The organism is Streptomyces sp. NPDC087844 (assembly GCF_044742785.1).
Classification (GTDB): Bacteria; Actinomycetota; Actinomycetes; order Streptomycetales; family Streptomycetaceae; genus Streptomyces.
This window is the reverse complement of sequence record NZ_JBIUVD010000022.1, coordinates 173,853-179,610: the sequence shown is the minus strand read 5'-3', so window position 1 is coordinate 179,610 and position 5,758 is coordinate 173,853. Positions and strand designations below refer to the sequence as shown.

The following is a 5,758-nucleotide window of genomic DNA, read 5'->3' as shown; positions in this document are numbered from 1 at the left end:
TGCGGACGTTGAACTCGCCGCATGACCCCAGCAAGCCTGAATCACCCCAAACCCGACAGGGGTGCCTTGACGAAGGACATAGAGGCACCCCCCCCCGCGCCTCTTCGGGGCGGAGGCGGCTGGGGCGCAGCCCCGCTTTTGAGGGGCGCGGGGAACTGCGCGGCCCACCCCCCGCCGGGCCGCACCCGACTGGCAAGCCGCAACCCCGCCCACAAAAGGCTCCGTTTCGCCACGGGTACCCAGGTGTGCCTCAGCGACGCAGATCACCGTGCCGCTGACTACAGTGCGGACACAGGAATGGGTAGTCTCGTAGGACTGCGTAAGCTACCGCTCAGTAATGACCCTCGCAGGCCCGAGGAGCCCCGAAATGCAACTCGCCGCGATCATCGTGTCGCTGGTCCTGACCGTGGTCGGCGTCGCGCTCATCGCGCGCGCCATCGGCCAGTTCGTCCGGTACTTCAAGCTCGGCCAGCCGGTACCCGCCGGCAGCCGGACCGACAACCCCTACCAGCGCAGTGTGACGCTGGTGAAGGAGTTCCTCGGTCACACCCGGATGAACCGGTGGGGCATCGTAGGTTTCGCCCACTGGTTCGTGGCCATCGGCTTCCTGACGCTGCCGCCCACCCTCGTCCAGGCCTTCGGCCAGCTCTTCCAGGCTGACTGGGTGCTGCCGATCATCGGCGAGTTCCTGCCGTTCGAGCTCTACATCGAGTTCATCGGCGTGATGACGATCCTGGGCATCGCCGTGCTCATCGCGATCCGGCTGCTGAGCCTGCCCTCACGGGCCGGCCGCAAGTCCCGTTTCGCGGGCTCCAAGTCGGGCCAGGCGTACTTCGTCGAGTACGTCATCCTCACCATCGGCCTCGCCATCTACGTGCTGCGCGGCCTGGAGGGCGCGATCCACCACGTCGAGGGCTACGAGGCCGGGTACTTCGCCTCGTACCCGCTGGTCCTGGCCTTCAAGGGCCTGAGCACGGGCACGCTGCAGAACCTGGTCTACCTGGTCGCGACGATCAAGATCGGCACGTCCTTCGTGTGGATGATCGTCGTCTCGCTCAACACCAACATGGGTGTCGCCTGGCACCGCTTCCTGGCCTTCCCGAACATCTGGTTCAAGCGCGAGGCGAACGGCGGGACGGCCCTGGGCGCCCTCCAGCCCATGACCTCCGGCGGCAAGCCCATCGACTTCACCGACCCCGGTGACGACGACGTCTTCGGTGTCAGCCAGGTCGAGCAGTTCTCGTGGAAGGGTCTGCTCGACTTCTCCACCTGCACCGAGTGCGGGCGCTGCCAGTCGCAGTGCCCCGCCTGGAACACCGGCAAGCCGCTCTCCCCGAAGCTGCTGATCATGTCGCTGCGCGACCACGCGCACGCCAAGGCCCCGTACCTCCTCGCCGGTGGCGGCAAGCTGGATCCATCAGCGCCTGGCGGCGCGGGGTCGGGCAACGAGAAGGCGTCCGCCGAGCAGCTCAAGGACGTCCCCGCCGCCGCTCTCGCCGAGGCCGAGCGGCCCCTCATCGGGACCCTCGAAGAGAACGGGGTCATCGACCCCGACGTCCTGTGGTCCTGCACCACCTGCGGCGCCTGCGTCGAGCAGTGCCCCGTCGACATCGAGCACATCGACCACATCGTCGACATGCGCCGCTACCAGGTGATGATCGAGAGCGCCTTCCCGTCCGAGGCGGGCACGATGCTCAAGAACCTGGAGAAGAAGGGCAACCCCTGGGGGCTCGCCAAGAAGCAGCGCCTGGAGTGGACCAAGGAGGTCGACTTCGAGATCCCCGTCGTCGGCCGCGACCTGGAGGACCTCTCGGAGGTCGAGTACCTGTACTGGGTCGGCTGTGCCGGCGCCCTGGAGGACCGGGCCAAGAAGACCACCAAGGCCTTCGCCGAGCTGCTGCACATGGCGGGCGTGAAGTTCGCCATCATGGGCGGCGACGAGAAGTGCACCGGTGACTCCGCCCGCCGCCTGGGCAACGAGCCCCTGTTCCAGGAACTCGGCATGGAGAACGTCATGTCCCTCAACGCCGCCTTCGGCGAGGAGATGGACGACGACGGCAAGGTCACCGCGGAGTCGAGGAAGCCCAAGTCCGCGAAGAAGATCGTCGCGACCTGCCCGCACTGCCTGAACACCCTGGGCAACGAGTACCCGCAGCTCGGCGGCGACTACGAGGTCATCCACCACACCCAGCTGCTGCAGCATCTGATCGACGAGGGCAAGCTGGTCCCGGTGACCCCGGTCGACGGCCTCATCACCTACCACGACCCCTGCTACCTGGGCCGGCACAACAAGATCTACACGCCCCCGCGCGAGATCATGTCCGCCGTCCCCGGCCTGCGCCAGCAGGAGATGCACCGTCACAAGGAGCGCGGCTTCTGCTGCGGTGCCGGTGGCGCGCGGATGTGGATGGAGGAGCGGATCGGCAAGCGCATCAACAACGAGCGCGTCGATGAGGCTCTCAGCCTCAACCCCGACATCGTCTCGACCGCCTGCCCGTTCTGCCTCGTCATGCTGACCGACTCGGTCAACGGCAAGAAGAACGACGGGAAGGCCAAGGAGTCCGTGCAGGTCGTGGACGTGGCCCAGTTGCTGCTCGACTCCGTCAAGACCTCGCCGGAAGAGCCTCCGGCGGGCACGGCCGAGGCGGAGAGCGAGCCTCAGCCCGAACCGGTCAAGTAGGCAGGCACGCAAGCAGGCCTGTGAGTCGAACGGCCTCCGTCGGCAGTCTGCCGACGGAGGCCGTTCGCGCGGTTCCCCGCGCCCCTGACAACGTACTCAGACGTCGTCGAACGGCTTCGCGTACCTGAACGTGCCGCGCGACGCCGGCTCGTACGTCGTCAGGGTGCGGACCTGGAAGTACGCGCCCCAGGCCGGGTCGGGCGGCAGGACGCCGAGGTCGGTTCCGGGGCGGAAGCCGAAGCGACCGTAGTAGGCGGGGCTGCCGAGCAGGGCCACCAGCGGTTCGCCGAGGGCGTCCGCCGCGCCGAGCACCGCGTGCATCAGGGCGAGGCCGGTGCCGAGGCCCTGCGCGTCCGGGCGCACGCCGATCGGGCCGAGCCCGAGGGCCGGTACGCCGTCGACGTGTCCGCGCGTACAGACGACGTGTCCGACGACCTCGCCGCCTTCCCCCTCTTTGTCGTCGACCGCCACGTACGACAGTGCGGGCAGCCAGCCCTCGCAGGTGCGCAGCGCGTCGAGCAGGGTCGCCTCCACCGGGTCCGGGGTGTCCGGTTCGGCGAAGGCCGCCGCGATCACGGCACGCGCGGCGGATACGTCGGCGGGGGTCTCACGTCGTGTCAGCACCGGGTCAGTGTGGGAGGCGGGGGCGGGGCCCCGCAAAGAGATATCCGGCCGCCTCGTGACTCATGCTGTCAGCCGCCCCGCTCACCGCCGAGCGCGGTCGTCAGTTCGCCCCGGCGCCGGATGCCCAGCTTCCGGTAGGTGCTGGTCAGATGGGTCTCCACGGTGCGGCGCGCGAGGTGCAGCAGCTTCGCGATCTCCGTGTTCGTCCGGCCGTCGGCGGCCAGCTCGGCTATCCGGCGCTCGCTGCCGGTGAGCGCGCCCGAGCCGGTGAGCGCCGTCGTGGTGCGGCGGGCGCCGCCCTCGCGCAGGGCCTGCTCGGCGGTGGCCCGCAGCCGTACGGCACCCAGCCGTTCGGCGCGTTCGGCCGCCTCCCGCAGGCAGTCGCGGGCGCGGGCCCGGTCCCCGGCGGCGGTGAGCTGGCGTCCCCGCGCGACCAGCGCGGGGATCAGTTCCGTGTCGAGCGGAACGCCCGCGGAGGCGTCCCGCAGGACGCGTACGGCCTGGTCGGCGAGTTCCAGGCCGCGCCGGCCGCCGGTCGCCATGCCGAGGACCCGCAGGGCACGGCCCACCAGCCGGGGGGTGTTCCACAGCCGGGCCAGGCGCAACTCCTCCTCGGCCAGTTCCAGCGCCTCCCGGGGCCGGCCGAGCGCCAGCCGGCACTCGGCCGAGGCCGTCCGCCAGGGGGTGACGACCGGGCTCACCACATCGCGCGCCGACTGACGGCGCCCGCATTCGAGGAAGTCGTCGAGCGCGCCCGCCGGGTCCCCGCCGGCGGCCCGCAGCACCCCTCGCGCGTACAGGAACCGGTTCACCTCCCAGGACTCCTTCGCCTCCCGCAGGTCGAAGCCGCCCGCGAGGCGGCGGGCCTCCACCACCCGGCCGGTCTCGACGAGCGCGACCACGGCGTGGGCCTGACCGTTGCTGGGGCCCAGCCGGGTGCCGGCCGACGGCCGGGCCTCGGGGCCGGTGAGCAGCCGCGCGTAGTCGCCGCGGGCGGCGGCGATGTCGGCGCGGACGTTCAGCAGCGCGCGGTGCATCGGGTGCAGCAGGGACGGGCGCTGTCTGGCGAGACCGCGTCCGACGAGCCGTTCGGCCTCTTCGAGTTCGTCGGCCCACTGGGCGACGGCGGCTGCCGTACCCAGCAGGAAGGGTTCCGCGAGCGGTTCGACGGGCTCCGCGAGGAGGGCCCGTACGCGTTCCATGGCGGCGTCCGCCGAGAGCAGGCCCGCCGTGGCCTCGTACCGTACGAGCAGTGCCTGGCCCGCGGTGCCGATCAGGCGCGGTGAGTGGCCGGCGCTCTCCCGCAGCCAGCGGTAGACCTCCTGCCTGATCTCGTGGTCCTGCTCGGAGAGCAGCGCCGAGGTGATCTGCACGGTGCGGGCCAGGTCGGGGTGGCCCGTCAGCTGCGAGTCCAGCGAACGCAGTACGTCGACGGCGGCGCGGGCCTCGCCCCGCCCGGCCAGTGCCGTGCCCAGGGCCACCGCGGCGCGCACCCGGTCCTGCGGGACGCCCGGCAGCCGCACCGCCTCGGCGAGGCGCGGTATGCCGGCCGAGGAGCGGATGGTGGCGTACTCCAGGGAGCCCAGTTCGGTGAGGAGCCGCTGCCGGCGGTCGTCGGGCAGCGGTTCGTCCAGGGCGCGGCGCAGATAGGGCAGGGCGTCGGCGGTGCGGCCGTCGTGGACGGCGACGGCGGAGGCGTCCAGCAGGACGCCGGTGACCCAGGGCTCGCCGATCGCGTCGGCCCGCAGCAACTGGCCGGCCACGGTCTCGGCGCGTTCGCCGCGTCGCAGCATGACCTCGGCGGCCCTGCGGTGCGCGGCCCGCCGCCGGGCCACGGGCCAGCCGCTCAGCACCGCGTCCCGCAACAGGGGGTGGGCGTAGCGGGGGCGCCCGTCGGCGCCGGGCCGCAGGAACCCCAGCCGCGCCATGGCGGTGAGCCATCCCGCCACCCGCGCGGGATCGGCATCGGTGACCCCACCGAGCAACTCGGCGAGCTCGTACGCGGCGGTGCCGTACGGGCCTGTGCCGTACGCGGCTGTGCCGTACGCGGCTGCGTCGTACGGGGCTGCGTCGTCCGGGGACGGGGCGGCGAGGGCGGGGGTGTCCGAGAGCGGGTCGCCGAACGCGCGGGCGTCCGCGGCCGGGTCGCCGGAAGTCTCGGCGTCCGCGGCCGGGTCGCCGAAAGCCGCGGGGCCCGAGACCGCCCCGCCCAAGGCAGCGTCGCCCAAGGCCAAGGCGCCCAAGGCAACGTCGCCGAGAGCCGGAGAGCCCAAGGCCGGACCGCCGAGGGCTGGGGCGCCCGAAACCGGACCGCCGGAAGTCTCGGCGCCCGAGACCGGGTCGCCAGAAGCCGCGGCGCCCGAGACCGCCCCGCCCAAGGCAGCGTCGCCGAGAGCCCGAGCGCCCGAAACCGGACCGCCGAGGGCTGGGGCGCCCGCAACCGGACCGCCGGGA

The 5,758-nt window shown here is 72.1% G+C and carries 3 protein-coding genes; 1 reads left to right on the top strand and 2 read right to left on the bottom strand.

What is annotated here, in order from left to right; translation table 11 throughout:
* Positions 1–367 precede the first annotated feature (367 nt).
* Positions 368–2,680, top strand: coding sequence for a (Fe-S)-binding protein (locus ACIOKD_RS33540; RefSeq protein ID WP_402091564.1), 2,313 nt, complete (start codon positions 368–370; stop codon positions 2,678–2,680).
* Between the two features lie 96 nt (positions 2,681–2,776).
* On the opposite strand, the gene ACIOKD_RS33535 is transcribed toward ACIOKD_RS33540, so the two are convergent.
* Positions 2,777–3,304 (bottom strand): GNAT family N-acetyltransferase, encoded by a 528-nt coding sequence (locus ACIOKD_RS33535; protein WP_402091563.1) that lies wholly within the window; start codon positions 3,302–3,304, stop codon positions 2,777–2,779.
* A 68-nt stretch (positions 3,305–3,372) separates the two neighbouring features.
* Positions 3,373–5,758: LuxR C-terminal-related transcriptional regulator (locus ACIOKD_RS33530; protein ID WP_402091562.1), on the bottom strand; the 2,386-nt coding region annotated here is incomplete at its 5' end.

Coding starts and splice junctions, on each gene's coding strand:
- ACIOKD_RS33540 (WP_402091564.1), top strand. CDS start 368: ATGCAACTCGCCGCGATCATCGTGTCGCTGGTCCTGACCGTGGTCGGC.